At 67.0% G+C, this 15,898-nt stretch carries 13 protein-coding genes and 1 riboswitch; of the genes, 4 read left to right on the plus strand and 9 right to left on the minus strand.

Annotated elements, in window-relative coordinates:
* Window positions 1-275: 275 nt before the first annotated feature.
* Both BLQ28_RS24310 and BLQ28_RS24315 read right to left on the minus strand, forming a co-directional pair.
* Window positions 276-3,185 carry a beta strand repeat-containing protein gene (locus BLQ28_RS24310; RefSeq protein ID WP_093245654.1) on the minus strand — a complete coding sequence of 970 codons (2,910 nt, stop codon included), beginning with the start codon at window positions 3,183-3,185 and terminating at the stop codon, window positions 276-278.
* Between the two features lie 50 nt (window positions 3,186-3,235).
* Entirely contained in the window at window positions 3,236-3,850 is a 615-nt protein-coding gene (locus tag BLQ28_RS24315) for a DUF11 domain-containing protein (RefSeq protein WP_093245656.1), read from the minus strand.
* A 39-nt stretch (window positions 3,851-3,889) separates the two neighbouring features.
* On the opposite strand from BLQ28_RS24315, the gene BLQ28_RS32795 reads away from it, so the two are divergent.
* Window positions 3,890-4,333 carry a hypothetical protein gene (locus BLQ28_RS32795; RefSeq protein ID WP_143012566.1) on the plus strand — a complete coding sequence of 148 codons (444 nt, stop codon included), beginning with the start codon at window positions 3,890-3,892 and terminating at the stop codon, window positions 4,331-4,333.
* Here BLQ28_RS32795 and BLQ28_RS24320 read toward each other — a convergent pair.
* Window positions 4,320-5,213, minus strand: coding sequence for a LysR family transcriptional regulator (locus BLQ28_RS24320; protein WP_093245659.1), 894 nt, complete (start codon window positions 5,211-5,213; stop codon window positions 4,320-4,322). The genes BLQ28_RS32795 and BLQ28_RS24320 overlap by 14 nt on opposite strands.
* 168 nt (window positions 5,214-5,381) lie before the next feature.
* On the opposite strand from BLQ28_RS24320, the gene BLQ28_RS33080 reads away from it, so the two are divergent.
* From BLQ28_RS33080 to BLQ28_RS24330, 3 genes are read left to right on the plus strand one after another with little or no spacing between them, the layout of a single operon-like run.
* A complete protein-coding gene (locus BLQ28_RS33080) occupies window positions 5,382-5,546 on the plus strand; it encodes a hypothetical protein (RefSeq protein ID WP_176801218.1) in 165 nt (54 codons plus the stop codon).
* Between the two features lie 9 nt (window positions 5,547-5,555).
* Window positions 5,556-6,236, plus strand: a complete 681-nt coding sequence (locus tag BLQ28_RS24325; RefSeq protein WP_093245661.1) for a FadR/GntR family transcriptional regulator — start codon at window positions 5,556-5,558, stop codon at window positions 6,234-6,236.
* A 32-nt stretch (window positions 6,237-6,268) separates the two neighbouring features.
* Window positions 6,269-7,558: a CynX/NimT family MFS transporter gene (locus BLQ28_RS24330; RefSeq protein ID WP_093246156.1), complete on the plus strand. Its 1,290-nt coding sequence runs from the start codon at window positions 6,269-6,271 to the stop codon at window positions 7,556-7,558.
* Between the two features lie 19 nt (window positions 7,559-7,577).
* Here BLQ28_RS24330 and BLQ28_RS24335 read toward each other — a convergent pair whose 3' ends face one another.
* From BLQ28_RS24335 to BLQ28_RS24360, 6 genes are read right to left on the minus strand one after another with little or no spacing between them, the layout of a single operon-like run.
* Window positions 7,578-8,762, minus strand: a complete 1,185-nt coding sequence (locus BLQ28_RS24335) for a M20 aminoacylase family protein (protein ID WP_093245664.1) — start codon at window positions 8,760-8,762, stop codon at window positions 7,578-7,580.
* A gap of 40 nt (window positions 8,763-8,802) precedes the next feature.
* Window positions 8,803-10,305, minus strand: coding sequence for a M81 family metallopeptidase (locus tag BLQ28_RS24340; RefSeq protein WP_093245667.1), 1,503 nt, complete (start codon window positions 10,303-10,305; stop codon window positions 8,803-8,805).
* Window positions 10,306-10,343: 38 nt separating this feature from the next.
* Window positions 10,344-11,963 carry a dipeptide ABC transporter ATP-binding protein gene (locus tag BLQ28_RS24345; protein WP_093245669.1) on the minus strand — a complete coding sequence of 540 codons (1,620 nt, stop codon included), beginning with the start codon at window positions 11,961-11,963 and terminating at the stop codon, window positions 10,344-10,346.
* A 3-nt stretch (window positions 11,964-11,966) separates the two neighbouring features.
* Window positions 11,967-12,914 (minus strand): ABC transporter permease, encoded by a 948-nt coding sequence (locus tag BLQ28_RS24350; RefSeq protein ID WP_093245672.1) that lies wholly within the window; start codon window positions 12,912-12,914, stop codon window positions 11,967-11,969.
* A 20-nt stretch (window positions 12,915-12,934) separates the two neighbouring features.
* Window positions 12,935-13,876 (minus strand): ABC transporter permease, encoded by a 942-nt coding sequence (locus BLQ28_RS24355; protein ID WP_093245675.1) that lies wholly within the window; start codon window positions 13,874-13,876, stop codon window positions 12,935-12,937.
* Window positions 13,877-13,901: 25 nt separating this feature from the next.
* Window positions 13,902-15,467, minus strand: a complete 1,566-nt coding sequence (locus BLQ28_RS24360) for an ABC transporter substrate-binding protein (protein WP_256327444.1) — start codon at window positions 15,465-15,467, stop codon at window positions 13,902-13,904.
* A 192-nt stretch (window positions 15,468-15,659) separates the two neighbouring features.
* Window positions 15,660-15,783: riboswitch (glycine riboswitch) on the minus strand.
* Window positions 15,784-15,898: the final 115 nt, after the last annotated feature.

Here is a 15,898-nt window from a genome sequence, read left to right on the forward strand (position 1 = left end):
TGCTCGGGGACTCAACTGGAAATTGCAAGCGACACACCTTCCGCCGGTCCACGCGCGCGCAGCGGCTGGACCGTCATCACAACTTGAATGAATGAAAGAAAGAACTCTTTCCTCTGCCGCCTGCGGAACAGGCGCGCTCGCGTGCAGCTGCTGCAGCAACAACGTGGGCTGCTGCCGCGCGGAAGCGGCAAGGGAAAAAGGCGAGGCGCAGCCATGGCAACGCCCCGCTAAAGCCAGCGGACCCCGAGGCCCGCCGGCGACTCAAACCCTTGTCGTCACTGATTGATCTTCACGGAGAAGAGCAGCGTGGCCATGCCGCTCGGGGCCACGGTGTTGGCTGCGCTGCCGCAGCTCACGGCGGTGGCGGTCTGCGCATAGGCCAGTGCCGTGCCGCTCACGCCGGTCGAGGTGCATTGCGTTGCCGTGGCAGGCTGCGTCGCGCTCAGCGAGGTGTACGCGGGCACCGCATCGTTGATGGCGATGTTGGTGACCGGTGCCGTGCCTTCGTTGGTGGCGACCACCTTGTAGACGATGCACTGGCCGGGCTTCAGCGTCAGCGGCGTTGCAGCGAACGCGGTGTCGGCCACGCCGTTGCACGCAGCACTGGGGGCCTGCGTCTTGAGGACGCGGATCTGGCCGGTGATCACCGTGCTGATGTCGGTGGCCGTCGGCGTGCCGCAGTTGGCCGTGAAGGTCGCGGTCACGCTCACCGTGTCGGTGGCGCCGGCGGTTGCGCCGCCCGGTGCGAACACGCGCACCAGCAGCTTCTGCGAACCGTTCGCGGCCAGCGTCAGCGGGGTCGAGGGGGTCACCAGCGTGTCGTTGGCGTCGATCTGGCCGTCACCGTTCACGTCGAGGTAGATCGCGGTGGTCCAGCCCAGCGATGCGTCGGCCGACGGCACGGTCGCCGTCAGCGTGTACGCGCCGCAGCTCTGGCTGCCGGTGCTGCTCAGCGTGTGCGGGTACACCACGGTGCCGCCCGGTGCGACCTGGCCGCTGTTGTTCGGCGAGAGCGTGGCGCTGTAGGTCACCGGAACGGTGACGGTCACGGCGTCGGTCTTGGTGTCGGAAACGATCACGCCGGTCGATGCGGTGGCGGTGGACTGCACCTGGAAGTAGATCTTCTGCGCGGTCACCGGTGCCTGCGTCGCGGGCGGCGTCACGCAGGCAGCAACCTGCGCCTGGGCGCCGGCATTGGCGGCCACGGTGGTGATTGCCGCGGATGCGCAGGTGCCGCCCGAGGCCACGAACTTCACCGTCCAGCCAGCCGGCAGAGAGCCGGGGAAGCTGGTCGACTGGCTGGCTGCCAGCGTGTAGGTGTTGTTCTTGGTGTCGTTGTTCTTGACGAACAGCGCGAACACCGTGCCGGTGCCGGCCGCGGTCGAGTTGGTGGTGGTCGGGTTGGGACTCGGGCCTGGGCCCAGGTCGCCGCTGCCGACCGTGCCCGTGCCGGTGCCGGCCGCGGTGTTGGTCAGGTCGACCAGCGAACCCACCACGATGGTGACGGTGTCGAGCGTGGCGTCGATCTTCGTGGCGTCGCCCGCGGAACGGCCCGTGACCGTGGCCGAGAACGGGCCCGCGCCAACAGCGGTGGCGGAAGGCACGTTGGCCTGCAGCACGATGTTGACGCTGCCGCCGGCCGCGATCGGACCGGTGTCCGGCACGCCGTCGCCGGAGGTGTCCAGCAGCGGCGTGAAGCCGTCGGCCGCGAAGAACAGGAAGGTCGTGCCGGCCGGGAAGGTGTTCGACGACACCGTGAGGTTCACGGTGTCGGTGCCGGTGCCGGCGTTGAACACGGTCTGGCCGAACTTCACGCTGCCACCGGCCACGACCGACGCACGCGTGGTCAGGTCGTTCGCGGTGCCGTTGGGCGTGCCGGGCGTGGTGTCGACGGCGTTGGCAGCGGTCGAGCCGTTGGCACCGACGACGATGCCGTAGTTGGCAAGGACCGTGTACGCCGACGGATTGGTGCTGGAGCCCGGCGTGCCGATGGACGCCGCGGTGGTCGTCAGCGGAACCGTGGCCGGCTCGAACTTCGCCACGTTGGTGGTGGTCGAGGTGCCGATGGCGGCGCTGGTGTTCACCAGCACCACGAAGCTCACGGTCTGCGTGACGTTCTGGCCGAGCAAGGCGACCACGGTGTTCAGCGTGTTGCCGCTGACCTGGAAGTCGATGCCGCTCGGATCGCCTGCGGGGCCGTCGCCCAGCGCGGTACCGGGCGCGCTGCTCCACACCGCGGAACCCGCCACATAGGTCATGCCGCTGGGCAGCGTGTCGGACATCGCGAACCTGCCGGGCGAGCCGCCCGTGTTGTTGAAGGTGAGCGTGTAGACGGTGTACTGGCAGCTCGCGCTGGAAGCCAGGCCGGCCGACCACGTGGTCGCGCAGCTCGCCGAAGACGAGCGCTGGCCGCCGTTGGCGGCCGTGGGCCACGCGCCGCCACCAGGCGCCGACACGGAGGGTGCGCCGATCGTCTTGGTGACGTTGAAGGCTGCAGCCGTTGTCAGCTGGATGTCGTCCTTGACGGCCGCGGCGGTGTTCGGCGCGGTGTACAGCGCCGGCGTGCCCGGAATGGCGGTGAGGGTCGCCGTGTCGAAGGTGGCGGGGGCAGAGCCCGCGCCGCTGGCGGTTCCGGGAATCGTGTAGGCCACGACGAAGCGGAACACGCCGTTGTTGCCGGCCACCGATTGCGCCGGCACGTCGCAGGTTCCCGCGCCCGTGGCGCTGCACAGGCTGGTGGTGTTGTCGGGCACGCCGTCACCGTTGGCGTCCACGTAGACCTCGACCTTGGAGAACCTGTCGTTGTCGGCGTCCACCTTGATCGTGAAGGTGTCGTTGCCGTTGCCGGTGTTGGTCAGCGTGTGCGGTGCATAGACCGTGGAGCCGACGGCGCCGATCTTGGTGTTGATGACGGTGGTGGTGACGCTGCTGACCGAGTCGAGCGTGAACGAACCCACCTGCTGCACCGTGGTCTGGACCAGGTTGGACGTGGCCAGTTGCGTGGTGCCCGCCGCATCCGAATACGTGGCGGAGGCCTGGTTGCCGATGACGGTGTTGGCGGGCGGTGCGGCAGCAAGAGAGGCCGGGCTTCCGAACAGGAAGCCCAGCGTCAATGCGGCGGCGCCGGCCCACGACGCAACCGGCCTGAAGCCGCTGCTGCGCCGGGTTGGCAGGGTGGGAATCACGTGATTTCTCCTCGGTTGTCAAAGAACGGGAACATGAAAAATCGGAGGGCTCAGCGCGATGCGCCGGCCGCAGCCTGCACCGCGGCCGGAGGCGCGGGCTGCACGACGGTCTCGACCCGGGCGCGTGCGCTCACGGCGGTGCTGCCGTTGGCCGGCAGCTGGCCCAGGCTCCAGCGCAGCGCGCGGTAGTCGGCATAGGGCACGGGCTCGCTCTTGTTGCCGGCGGCCTTGCGCATCAGCGGCTCGGGGCCGAACACGGCGTCCTTCGTTGCGGCCTGCACGAGCGTGGCGCCCGGCTTGGCGCTGCGCGGCAGGTAGGCCAGGCCTTCGGGAATGGGCAGGTCGGCCACCAGCCCAGTGACCGGCTTGCCGGTGTGGTTGGTGTAGGTGGCCTGGTACTCGACGACGTCGCCGGGCTTCACCGATGCGGCATCGAGCAGTTGCTCCTTGCCCTGCGCGTCCTTCACCACCTTGTGCTGGGTGAGGACGACGGCCACGGCCTTGGCCTGCGCCTTCTGCGCGGCCTCGGCGGCGGTGGACTGCGCCATGGCAGTGCCGGCCAGGCCGCACAGGCAGGCGGCGACGAGCGCGCCGGCACTCACGCGGGCAGCGAAATGGGAGATGCCGCGACGGCGGGCGAATTGAGTCGATTTTTTAATGGACATGGTTGCTCCGGATTCAAGACACACAGGAGTCCACCCCCGATGAATACCGGGCGTGAAATAAGCGGCTCGGGCCGCAATTGGGGAATGCCGGCCTTGCATGGGCTGGCATTGGGGAGAACTACAGTCGCCCGCGCTCGAATTGAATCGACGCAGGCGCCGGTTGCCGGTCCGCTGCGATTTCTCTGCCGCAGTCAGCTTCCGTCAACATTTGTTAACTTTTATTTTTTGAGTGACGGACTGTATATTCGAAGGCGCTGTTTTGCACCCCTCAACTCCGACAACCCACAATTCGGAATTAAGGTTCCAGTTTCGACAACCGGAGGCCTTCGAGAACACTTTTCCCCTCTGTCGCACCACGTTGAAAGCGAGCCGCGCAGGGGCAATCCCGCTGCAATACCGCAGCGAAATCAGGAAGAAAGTGAAAAGACCGCGCTGCCCGGCCGCCATCGGCTGGCGGCCATTGGCGCAATCAGGACGATCTGAAAATACTCAGTACGTAATCGACAAAGGTCTTTATCTTTGGAGAATTCCGGCGCGACGGCAAATAGACCAGATTGATTTCCTGGGGCTTCAGGTTCAGCGACGGCAACACCGGCACTAAAAGCCCCTGGCCTATCTGCGGACTGGCCAGCGATACTGGAAGCAATGCAATACCCCGGGCCGAAAGGGCCAATTGCAGGATCAATTCCAGGTCGTCCGACTGGAATACGCTTTCCACCCGCACCCGATGGGTCTTTTCAGCGGTCGCGAGGTTGATCTCGCGCTTGCGCCCCTCGGCATCGGTGGTCAGGAAGAAGTGCGACGCCAGGTCCGACAGGCTCTCGATGCGCGGAAACGGCGACAGGTAGGCCGGCGCGGCGCACAGCATCAGCGGCTCGTGCTTCAGGTGGCGAGCGACCAGTTCGTCGCAGCCCTCGCGGCCGCGCCGGATGGCAAGGTCGGCCTCGTCGCGGAACAGGTCCGCGCGGTCCTTGCCGGTCTCGACCACCACTTCCAGTTGCGGATAGGCGGTCATGAAGGCCGGCAGATGGTTCGTCAACAATTCCCGGCCGTAGTAATGCGGCACGGCGATGCGCAGCCGGCCGTTCACGGCACCGCCGCCGGACGACAGGTTCAGCATGACGTCGTCGAGGATGGTCAGCACGTGCTGCGCCGCCACCAGAAACTCGCGGCCCTCCTCCGTCAGCGCGAAGCGGGTGGAACCGCGATGCAACAGCAGGTGCCCCACCGTGGCTTCCAGCCTCTGGAGCTGTCGCGACGCGGAGGCCTTGGGTACGTTGAGTACGTCGGCGGCTGGAGTCAGTCCTCCAAGCTGTGCGGCTTTCGTGAAGAGCCGCACGTCCGACAAAGAAAAGTCCTTCATTTCAGCCCGGCGAGATCCGTTTTTGTTTTCTCCCTGAACGCTCCTGCAGGCTGCGACACGGGGGCCACGATGCAGAATCGAGGTCACTTGCTGATCCACAAGTGACCTTTAGTTTCATTTTCAGCCATCAAGTTGATGATTGGTAACATTTGATGGAACGTTTCCTAAATGGCGGGAAAAGTTCACTATTTCTCGATAAATTTGCAGAGCGTGCTTGCGGAATCCCGCAAACCAGAAGCTGAAATCATCGAAAAGCAAGAGACGGACAACCACCGCGCGCGCATCGCGGCCTTTGCTTTGGCGTCAAAATTCGTCCAATCATTGAATGAATAGGCTCAACCGATGCTTGCCCAAGCGCCTCGCACCTCTCTGGCGGACACCGCCGCCAACAGCATTCGCACCGAAATCTCCACGGGCCGCTGGGCCGTCGGCAGCCGCATTCCGATCGAGCCGCAGCTCGCGCAGTTGCTCGGCGTGAGCCGCGGCACGGTGCGCGAAGCCGTCAAGACGCTGGTGTCGCGCGGCCTGCTCGAAGTGCGCCAAGGTTCGGGCACCTATGTGCGCTCGGGTTTCGATCCTTCGTCCAGCCTTCAGAAGATGCGGCGCGCGAGCCTGCGCGACCAGTTCGAGGTGCGCCGCGCACTCGAAGTCGAGGCCGCCCGGCTGGCCGCCGTGCGCCATACCGCCAAAGACCTGCGCCGCCTGAACACCCTGCTCGACAAGCGCGGCGTGCCCGATGCAAGCGACAACGGCGCGGGCTTCATCGAACGCGACCTGGCCTTTCACCTGGCCATCGTCGATGTCTCGGGCAACCTGGCGCTGGCCGAAACCTGCCGCTTCATCACCGGCTACATCAAGGAAACCATCGCCAGCACGATGGGCAGCAGCCTGCCCGAGCCTGACGAGGAAGCGCACCGGTCCATCGTCGAAGGCATCGCCAGCCGCGACCCCGACATCGCCGCCGCCGCGGTGCGCGCCTTCATGGCGCCGATGATCAACGCGTTGTCGCTGGGCACGGCATGAGCTCGGCCGCCTTCACGCCCGGCGCCACCCCGATGCGGCGCACCCAGCCTGCGTCCCCCACGTCACCCGGAACCACCGAGGAACTGCTGATCGACGCCGAGGTCGACAGCCAGCCCGCGCCGCGCCCCACGCCTGCACCCAGCACCGGCCGCCGCATCCTGCTCGGCGCGAGCGTGGTGCTGATCGCGTTCAACCTGCGGCCGGTGTTCGCCAGCCTGTCGGTGGTGCTGCCCGAAATCATCAAGGCCACGGGCCTCTCGGCCACGGCCGCGAGCCTGCTGACCACGTTGCCAATCGTCTGCCTGGGCGTGTTCGCGCCGCTCGCGCCGTGGCTGGGCCGCCGCTTCGGCACCGAGCGCACGCTGCTCGGCTGCATGGTGCTGATTCTTCTGGGCACGGTGCTGCGCGGCACCGGCAACATCCCTCTGCTGTTCCTGGCTTCGGCCATCGCGGGCAGCGGCATCGCGGTGTCGAACGTGCTGTTGTCAGGGCTGGTCAAGCGCGACTTCGCCAAGCAGGCGGCGCTGATGATGGGCCTGTACACCATGGCCGTGTGCGGCGGTGCCGCCAGCGCCGCGGGCCTGACGGTGCCGATCGAACATGCATTGGGCGGCGGCTGGACGATGGCGCTTGCGATGTGGGCGTTGCCGGCCGCGCTGGTCACACTGATCTGGGCGCCGCAGGCACTGCCGCTCAAGCCGGTGGCGAGCGAGTCGGGCTTTACCGTGCGCGGGCTCTGGCGCGACAAGCTGGCGTGGCAGGTCACGCTGTTCATGGGACTGCAATCGGCTCTGGCCTACATCGTGATGGGCTGGCTCGCGCCGATCCTGCGCGAGCGCGGGCTCGGCAGCGAGACGGCCGGCTACGTGGTGTCGCTGTCGGTCATGACGCAGGTGGTGACCTGCCTCGTGGTGCCGGCGCTTGCCGTGAAGCTGCGCAACCAGCGCGGCCTGGGCGTGGCGCTGGCCCTGCTCACCGTCACGGCCATGCTGGCGATGCTGTTCGCGCCGCTGGGCGGCGTGTGGTTCTGGGCCGTGATGCTCGGCATTGCGCAGGGCGGCACCTTCGCGCTGGCGCTCACGATGATCGTGCTGCGCTCACCCGATTCGCATGTGGCCGCGCACCTGTCGGGTATGGCGCAGGGCGTGGGCTACATGGTGGCGGCCTTCGGCCCGCTGGTGGCCGGGCTGCTGCACGGATGGACGGGCAGCTTCCGCGCATCGGCCTGGCTCTTCGTCGGGCTGGGCATCGCGCTGGTGATCGCGGGCCTCGGCGCGGGGCGCACGCGGCATGTGGGCGCGGTGACGGTGCCCAGGCACTGAGCGCGCCACCGCAGCTCGCTTACTGCAGGTAGCTTTCCGCGAGCAACGCCCAGTAGGCCGCGCCGATCGGCAGGTTGCTGTCGTTGAAGTCGTAGCCGGGGTTGTGCACCATGCAACCGCCGTGCTGGCCCGGTGCGCCGTTGCCGATGAAGAGATAACAGCCGGGCCTTTTTTCCAGCATGAACGCGAAGTCTTCGCTGCCCGTCACGGCGGGCCCCTGCGGCTCCACATGCTCGGCGCCCACCAGCTCGCGGCCGACGCGCCGCGCGAACTCGGTTTCCTCGGGCGTGTTCACCAGCACTGCATAGCCCTTGCGGTAATCGATGTGCGCCTTCACGCCGAAGCTCTCGGCCTGCGCGTTCACGATGGCCTTCAGGCGTTTTTCGAGCAGCTCGCGCATCTCGCGATTGAGCGAACGCACGCTGATCTCCAGCACGCAGGTCTCGGGAATCACGTTGTTCGCCTTGCCGGCGTGGATCGCGCCGACGGTGACGATGGCCATCTCCTGCGGATCTGCGTTGCGCGAGACGATGGTCTGCAGCGCCATCACGATGCTCGATGCGGCCACGATCGGGTCGGCCGAGCGGTGCGGCATGGCGCCGTGCCCGCCCACGCCGGTGAGCGTGACGGTGGCGTAGTCCGACGAGGCCATGGCCGCGCCCTCGCGGAACATAAGGTCGCCCTGCCGCCGGCCCGGCGAGTTGTGCATGGCGTAGACCGCGTCGCAGGGGTACTTCTCGAACAGGCCGTCTTCCATCATCTTCACGGCGCCGCCCATGCCTTCCTCGGCCGGCTGGAAGATCAGGTTGAGCGTGCCCGAAAACTCGCCGTGCTGCGCAAGGTACTTGGCAGCGCCGAGCAGCATCGCCGTGTGGCCGTCGTGGCCGCAGGCGTGCATGATGCCGGGCCTTCCGCTGCGGTAGGCCAGGCCGGTTTTCTCCTCGATGGGCAGCGCGTCCATGTCGGCACGGATGCCGATGGCGCGCGTTCCACTGCCGCGCTTCAGGCGACCGACGAGCCCCGTCACGCCGAGCCCGCGCTCGACTTCGTAGCCCCAGGCCGCAAGGCGCTCGGCCACCAGGTCGCTGGTGCCGAACTCTTCAAAACCGAGTTCGGGGTTCTGGTGGATCTGCTGGCGCACCGTGACGAACTCGGCGGCGTTCTTTCTCATGTACTCAAGGTAGTGCTGTGCGTTCTGCGGCATCGTCTTCTCAAAGGTTGGAAGGAAAGAATTCGTCGGCGGCTCAGGGTTGCAACGCCATCGTGGACGGCAGCCGCGTCCACGGCAGATCGGCCGGGTCGGCAGCCATCGGGCCCGGCGCCTTGGCCACGAGGATGGTGCTGGCAATGGGCGCGAAGTCGGCGCGAAAGTGCACCGAGCTTTTGTTGACCAGCAGCTTCATCGCCTCGGGCTCGATGCCCAGGTACCGGAAGTACTCGCGGTCGAGCATCTGGCTCTTGCCGCTGGCCACGGCGATCCGCACACCGTCGATCTCCAGGCAGGCGCTCGGGCCAAGCGACACCACGCCGCCGCGCGACATCGGCCCCTTGCCCTGCACCTGCCCGTCGCTGAGCGCGGTCACGGTGAACAGGCCTTCGACCAGCGCATCGCTGAACTGGCCGCCCCACGTGGGCACCGAGGTGCCGAGCGCGACGCGGATCTGCGCGCCCACGCCGGCTTCATGCGCGGCGGCTGCAGCGGCCGGGTCGAACATCAGCCCCAGCGCCACCTTCCCCGGAAAGCGCTTGCCCGCGCCTTCGGCCAGCAGCGCATGCAGCATGCCGGTGGTGTTGCTGTCGGCGCCCGCGCCGGGGTTGTCCTGCGTGTCGGCGATGACGACCGGGCGGCTCGCGCCTTCCGCCAGTTCCAACGCCCGTGCCACGGCCACGCGCGGCGCGAGCACGTCGAGCCGCCATTGCGAGCGCGGCTGGTCGATGCGTTCGTACAGCGTGGCCACCGCCGCGCCGGCGTCATCGCCATAGCCCCACACCACCGGGCCGCACTCGGCGATGTCGGCCGCCGGAAAGCCGGTGGCAAAACTCAGCACCGCGCCGTGCTGCACGTCGAGTTCCTTGAGCAGTTGGTACACCGACGCGGCCGGCTCGATCATGGTCGACTGCACGTTCAGCGGCAGCAAAAAGCTGAGCCGCCGCGCATGCAGCGGCTCGCGTGAACCGCGCGCCACGCGGCGCTCCAGCAGCGTCGCGGCCAGCCGGCCGGTGTCGGCCATGTCGACGTGCGGGTAGGTGCGGTAGGTGGCCAGCGCGTCGGCCTCGGCCAGCATCTGCGCGGTGATGTTGCCGTGCAGGTCCAGGCTCGCGACGATGGGCACGTCGGGCCCGACAAGCATGCGAATGCGTGAGATCAGCTCGCCCTCGGGGTCTTCCAGGTGCTCGGTCACGGCCGCGCCGTGCAGGTCGAGGTAGACCGCGTCGATGCCGCCGTCGGCCAGCGCGGCACTCAGGTCCTCGGCGATGGCGGCGGAGATGCGCTCGAAAGCGTCTTCGGTCACGTGCGCCGAGGGCGTGGCACCGGCCCAGGCCGAGGGCACCAGCGACCAGCCCTTCTCGCGCGCCGCGTCGATGAAGCCGCCAACGGGAATGTTCCTGCCCGCGTAGGCTTCGACGATGGCGGCGCCGCGCCGGTACGGCGGAAAGCTCGAGCCCGCGTTGAACGCGGCCCAGTCGGCCTTGCTGGGCGCGAAGGTGTTGGTCTCGTGCTGGAAACCGGCGATGAAGACTTTCATGGCATCCTTTTTTTCATTGGCGTGGGAACGAAGGAATTTCAGCTGCGCGCAAAGGCGAAGTCGCGGCCGGGCGCGGCAGCCAGCAGTTTGCGCGTGTATTCGTGTTGCGGTGCGAAGAACACGTCCTTCACTTCGCCGCGCTCCACGATTTCACCCTGGCTCATCACGATCACGCTGTCGCAGATCTGACTGGCCACGCGCAGGTCGTGGGTGATGAAGAGAATGCCGATCTTCAGCCGCTGCTGGATCTCGTCGAGCAGCCGCAGGATCTGCGCCTGCACCGACACGTCGAGTGCCGACACCGCCTCGTCGGCGATCAGCACCTGCGGGTCGCAGGCCAGTGCGCGCGCAATCGAGATGCGCTGGCGCTGCCCGCCCGAGAACTCGCTCGGGTAGCGGCGCAGCGCGTCGGGCGACAGCCGCACCAGACGCATCAGTTCTTCGGCGCGCGCCCAGGCCTTGTCGTGCGGCATGCCGAAGTTGACCGGCCCTTCGACGATCGATGCGCCCACGGTCTGGCGTGGATTGAGCGAGCGGTACGGGTCCTGGAAGATCACCTGCACCGTGCGGCGAAACGGCGACAGTGCGCGCCCCCTGGCATGCGCCACCGAACGGCCATCGGCAAAGATGTCGCCCGAGGTCGGGTCGATCAGCCGCGCGATGCAGCGCGCCACCGTCGACTTGCCCGAGCCCGATTCGCCCACGATGCCCACGGTTTCGCCGGGCCGCACCGCCAGCGACACGTCGCGTGCCGCCTTCACCGTGCGGCGCTTGCCGGGCCATGCGCCCGTGACGTAGGTCTTGCAGATGTTCACGGCATTGAGCAACGGGTAGGCGTCCGCGACCGGCGGGCGCTTGTGCGCGGAAAGCTCGGGCACCGCGTCGAGCAGCATCCGCGTGTAGGGCTCGCGCGGCGCCGTGAGCACCGCCATCTTGTCGCCCTTCTCGATCATGGCGCCCAGTTGCAGCACCACCACCTCGTCGGCAATCTCGGCCACCACGCCGAAGTCGTGCGTGATGAAGAGCACGGCCGTGCCGTTCTCGGTCTGCAGCTCGAGGATGAGCTTGAGGATCTCGGCCTGCGTCGTCACGTCGAGCGCAGTGGTCGGCTCGTCGCAGATCAGCAGCGCGGGCTTGAGGATCAACGCCATCGCGATCACGATGCGCTGGCGCTGCCCGCCCGAGAGCTGGTGCGGGTACGAGGCAAAGATGCGCTCGGGCTCCGGCAACCGCACGCGCGCCATGATCGCCAGGATCTTCTGCCGCCGTTCGGCCGCGCCCATGCGCACGTGCTGCGCCAGCATTTCGTCGATCTGCGCGCCGCAGGTCATGACGGGGTTGAGCGCGGTCATCGGCTCCTGGAACACCATCGCCATCGACGGGCCGCGCAACTGGCGCAGGCGCGAGGCCGGCGCGGCGAGCAGGTTCTCGCCCTGCAATTCGATGGCACCTCGCACCGGCACAAGGCCCGAAGGCAGCAGGCCCATCACCGCATTGGCAATGACCGACTTGCCCGAGCCCGATTCGCCGAGCAGGCAGACGATCTTGCCGGGTGGCACGTCGAAGGAAACCTTGTCGACCGCATGCGGCCGGTCGCCGCCGCGCGGCAATGCGATGGCGAGGTCGCGCACGGAAAGCACGGGGGCTTGTTGCGTCATGGCTCAGCCTCCGCGCTTGTTGAACTTCGGGTCGAGCGTGTCGCGCAGCCCGTCGCCCAGGATGTTCACGGCCAGCACCGTGAGCGCCAGGAAGATGCCCGGGAACAGCACGTTGTGCGGGTACTGGTTGAACTGCGCGCGGCCCTCCGCCATGATGTTCCCCCAGGTCGCCATGTCCGCCGGCAGGCCCACGCCGAGGAAGGACAGGATGGCCTCCACCAGGATCGCCGAGGCGCACACGTAAGTCGCCTGGATGATCAGCGGCGCAATCGCATTCGGCAGGATGTGCCTCGCAAGGATCTTCCAGGTCGGCGTGTCGAGCGCAATCGCCGCCTCCACATACGGCTCTTCGCGCACGGTGAGCACCACCGAGCGCACCAGCCGCGCCACGCGCGGGATCTCGGGCACCGCGATGGCCACCACCACGGTGAGCAGCGTGCCGCCGAACAGCGCCACGAGGCTGATCGCGAACAGGATGCCGGGGATGGCCATGACGCCGTCCATCAGCCGCATGATCGCGCCGTCGATGCGCCGGAAGTAGCCACCCAGCAGGCCCACGAGCATGCCGAACACCACGGCGAGCGCGGCCACCGCGATGCCCACCGTGAGCGACACGCGCGCGCCGTACAGCGTGCGGCTCCAGATGTCGCGCCCGAGGCTGTCGGTGCCCATCACGAACAGGTGCTCGAAGGTGTCGCCGGCCAGGCTGTTGAACTCGCCGCGCGTGCCGGGCATGAGGTTGCCGCTGCCGGGGTCGATGGCGGTCGGGTCGATGGTGCCGAGCCATGGCGCGGCCAGCGACATCAGCACGAGCAGCAGCAACACGCCGCCGCCCGCGCGCACCGACCAGTCGGCCAGGATGCGTTTGAGCAGCGAGCGCCGCTTCGGCGGTGCCAGCGCTTCGATGGCGATGTCTGGCGCTGCGGCCAGGGGAAGGGTCGAATCGGTCATGGTGTTTCCGTTCACTTCGTTCAGTAGCGGATGCGGGGGTCGAACACCAGGTAGCTCAGATCGATCAGCAGATTGATGAGCACATAGATGACGGAAAAGAACAGCGTGATGCCCTGGATCAGCGGAAAGTCGCGCGACAGCACCGCGTCGACCGTGAGCTGCCCGAGCCCCGGAATGGCGAACACCGTTTCGGTGACCACCACGCCGCCGATCAGGAGCGCGATGCCGATGCCGATGACCGTGACGATGGGAATCGCCGCGTTGGCGAGCGCGTGGCGCATCAGCAGCCGCGTCTCGGAGATGCCCTTGGCGCGCGCGGTGCGGATGTAGTCCTCGGTCATCGCCTCGGCCACGGCCGCGCGCGTGACGCGCGCGATCAGCGCCACGTAGATGATCGACAGCGTGACCGACGGCAGGATCAGGTGCTTGATCCACAGCCAGGGCCCCTGGCTCAGTCGCTGGTAGCCCTGCACCGGCAGCCACTGCAGGTGCAGCGCGAAGATCCAGATGAGCACGTAGCCGATCACGAAGGCCGGTATCGAAAACCCCATGACCGAGAAGCCCATGAGCATGCGGTCGAGCCAGCCGCCGTGGCGCCATGCGGCGATCACGCCGAGCGGCACCGCGATGAGGATGGTCGCCACCAGCGTCACGGCCGCGAGCGACACCGTGGCCTCGATGCGCTGGCCGATCAGTTCCACCACCGTCTTCTTCATGAAGTACGACTCGCCCAGGTTGCCCTGCAGCAGTTGTGCACTCCAGTGAAAGAACTGCACCGGCAGCGACTGGTTGAGCCCCAGCTGCTCGCGCACGCGGGCGATGTTTTCGCTGGTGCCGCTGTCGCCCACGATGGCGGCGGCCGGGTCGCCGGGCGCGAGCCGCAGCATCAGGAACACGATGAGCGCGACGATGACGAGCACCGGCACGGTCGAGAGAATGCGGCGTGCAAGAAAGAGCAGCATGGGTGACTCCCTGATTCCAGCTGTCTCAGTTCTTCTTCAGGTTCCAGAACACGGCCACCGGCGAGCGCACCACGCCGCTCACCACGCCCTTGCGGTAGGCCGTGAGCGGCTTGTATTCGCCGATGGGCGCGTAGATGCCGGTGTCGTACACGCGCTGCTGGATGGCGGTGGCCAGTTCCTTGCGCTTGGGTTCCTCGCTGCTGGCGAGGAAGTCGGACTTGAGCTGCTCCAGCTTGTCGTCGGTGGCCCAGCCGAACCAGCCCTTCTCGCCATTGCCCGTGAGCGGCGCGAAGAACATCGGGTTCATGTTGTCGGCAATGCCCCAGCCGGTGATGAAGAGGTTCCAGCCGCCATTGGCCACCGGGTCTTTCTTGGCGCGGCGCGTGACCAGCGTGGGCCAGTCCATCGACTGCATGTCGACGTTGAAGCCGGCCTGCTTGAGCAGTTGCGCCATCACCGGCGGAAACTTGTTGAGCACCGCGAAATCGGCCGGGTACATCAGCACCACGGGCTTGCCGTCATAGCCTGCCTCCTTGAGCAGCGCCTTGGCTTTTTCGAACTGCGGCTTGCCGGTGAAGTAGCCGGTCTTGTCGGACGCGAAGGCCGAGCCGCAGGGGTAGATGGAAGCGCAGCTGTTGTACAGCTCCTTGTGCACCAGCTGGGCGCGCATCAGCGCCTCCTGGTTGATGGCCATGAAGGCGGCCTGCGCGATCTTCGGGTTGTCGAAAGGCGGGATCAGGTGGTTCAGGTGCAGCGCGAACGAGCCCTTCGACACGGGGCTGTCCAGCGTGATGGCGGGGTTGTTCTTGAGCGCGGTGTACTGCTCGGACGGCACCCACTCGATCATGTCGACCTCGCCGTTGGCCAGCGCATTGGCCTGGGTCTGCGCGTCCTTCAGCACGATCCACTCCATGCGGTCGACGTACACGTTCTTGCCGCCGGCCGTGCCGGAAGGCGCTTCGGCACGTGGCACGTATTTGGTGTTCTTCAGGTAGACGATCTTTTCGCCGGGGCGGTATTCGTCCTTCTTGAAGATGTAGGGGCCGGAGCCGGTGGCGTCGTCGATCTGCTTGTCGGCCGGCGTGGCGGCCACGCGCGCGGGCATGATGAAGGGCGGGTTCGACGACGGCTTGCTCAGCGCGTCGAGCACCATGCCGAACGGCTCCTTGAAGACGAACCTGAAGCTGTTGGCATCGACCGCCTCGGTCTTGTCCATGGCGACGAACATCTTCTGGCCCAGGCCGTCGCGCTGGCCCCATCGCTTGAGCGAGGCGAGCACGTCGTCGGAGGTGACCGGCTTGCCGTCATGGAAGGCCAGGCCCTTGCGCAGCGTGAAGTTCCAGGTCTTGCCGTCGGCGCTGGTCGTGTACTTGTCGACCATCTGCGGCAGCACCTTGCCCCGTTCGTCCACGCCGAAGAGCGTGTCGTAGACCATGTAGCCGTGGTTGCGCGTGACGAAGGCGGTGGTCCAGATCGGATCGAGGATCTTCAGGTCGGACTGCGGCACCAGGCGCAGCACCTTGCCCGCGTCCTGCGCGAAGCTGCTCGCGGCGGCGGCCGCGAACATCGCGCCTGCAAGGATGGTTTTCATCAGGGATTTCTTCGACAGCATGGTTCAGTTCTCCGGTTGAAAGAAAGAGGAAGGTGTGGCCGTGAAAAGGCTTCGGCCACGCGCAGGCTGTCGCCACGGCAAAGCCGTTGGCGCGGACGCGCGAGGCGCTCGGATGGAAGTCATGGACACAGGCTCCGGAAGCGAACAAGGACACGCCGCGCGTTGGCGCGGCGTGCCCCTGCTGTCCTTTGGCCTGAGAGATTCACCATGCGCGCGCATCGCGCATGGCTTGCCCCTTCGGCGGCTGCCCTCGGCACCTTGACGGTGCCGGGCAACGCTCTCCAGCGTTAGAAAAAATCCAGTCTTGGGACCTGAGCGTTCTGGGCTATCGCCTTCGGTAATGCACTAACTCGAAGCATCGAGCCGGCATTTCTCCTGGATCAATCTCTCCAAGCAGTTTGCGTGCCACT

This window comes from Variovorax sp. EL159 (assembly GCF_900100965.1).
In the GTDB taxonomy this organism is placed as follows: domain Bacteria; phylum Pseudomonadota; class Gammaproteobacteria; order Burkholderiales; family Burkholderiaceae_C; genus Variovorax.

Bases quoted from the DNA above. Each gene is read 5' to 3' on its own strand.
- BLQ28_RS24350 (WP_093245672.1), bottom strand. From the start codon at position 12,914: ATGACCGATTCGACCCTTCCCCTGGCCGCAGCGCCAGACATCGCCATC.
- BLQ28_RS24345 (WP_093245669.1), bottom strand. From the start codon at position 11,963: ATGACGCAACAAGCCCCCGTGCTTTCCGTGCGCGACCTCGCCATCGCA.
- BLQ28_RS24325 (WP_093245661.1), top strand. From the start codon at position 5,556: ATGCTTGCCCAAGCGCCTCGCACCTCTCTGGCGGACACCGCCGCCAAC.
- BLQ28_RS24320 (WP_093245659.1), bottom strand. From the start codon at position 5,213: ATGAAGGACTTTTCTTTGTCGGACGTGCGGCTCTTCACGAAAGCCGCA.
- BLQ28_RS24340 (WP_093245667.1), bottom strand. From the start codon at position 10,305: ATGAAAGTCTTCATCGCCGGTTTCCAGCACGAGACCAACACCTTCGCG.
- BLQ28_RS24355 (WP_093245675.1), bottom strand. From the start codon at position 13,876: ATGCTGCTCTTTCTTGCACGCCGCATTCTCTCGACCGTGCCGGTGCTC.
- BLQ28_RS24360 (WP_256327444.1), bottom strand. From the start codon at position 15,467: ATGAAAACCATCCTTGCAGGCGCGATGTTCGCGGCCGCCGCCGCGAGC.
- BLQ28_RS24315 (WP_093245656.1), bottom strand. From the start codon at position 3,850: ATGTCCATTAAAAAATCGACTCAATTCGCCCGCCGTCGCGGCATCTCC.
- BLQ28_RS32795 (WP_143012566.1), top strand. From the start codon at position 3,890: ATGAATACCGGGCGTGAAATAAGCGGCTCGGGCCGCAATTGGGGAATG.
- BLQ28_RS24335 (WP_093245664.1), bottom strand. From the start codon at position 8,762: ATGCCGCAGAACGCACAGCACTACCTTGAGTACATGAGAAAGAACGCC.
- BLQ28_RS24330 (WP_093246156.1), top strand. From the start codon at position 6,269: ATGCGGCGCACCCAGCCTGCGTCCCCCACGTCACCCGGAACCACCGAG.
- BLQ28_RS33080 (WP_176801218.1), top strand. From the start codon at position 5,382: ATGGCGGGAAAAGTTCACTATTTCTCGATAAATTTGCAGAGCGTGCTT.